The organism is uncultured Shewanella sp., assembly GCF_947495455.1.
In the GTDB taxonomy this organism is placed as follows: Bacteria; Pseudomonadota; Gammaproteobacteria; order Enterobacterales; family Shewanellaceae; genus Shewanella.
The window spans coordinates 1-428 of the sequence record NZ_CANLZC010000269.1; the positions used below are offsets into that span (position 1 = coordinate 1).

The 428-nt window shown below is 40.9% G+C and carries 1 protein-coding gene; it reads right to left on the bottom strand.

The genetic code is table 11. The features are described 5' to 3' along the window. Positions 1-428, bottom strand: a 428-nt coding sequence (locus Q0791_RS25080; protein WP_299011972.1) for a hypothetical protein, incomplete at both ends; no start/stop codon positions are given.

Sequence of the window (428 nt, forward strand, 5' to 3'; positions counted from 1 at the left end):
ATCGGCCACATCATCGGATAAGCGATATTGGCCATAGTTGACTGACATATTACCAGTAATTTTTGCGCTGATTTCAGAAAAATCGGTTGTGTTCCACCAGTTATAGCGGGCATCAACTATAGTATTACGGTAGCTGTTAGTGTCTACGGTGTGAATATTGATGTCGTTATCGATAAAGTCACTGAATTGAATAACAGGGGTAAATGCCTTATATCTAGAGTCAGAATGATCTCTTATATCACCTAGCTGAATGCCATTAACGTTATGGCTAAAGTGGCTATGAGTAACATTGATAGTCGCAGCGTAGCCATTAGGGTCAATTAGATAGACATAGAGTCCATTGGCCGCATGGCTGATTTGAGTATGACGTAATGTTACTGTTGAATTGGCATAGGCTTTAATGCCGTGCCAGCTATCTTTTTCTGGCG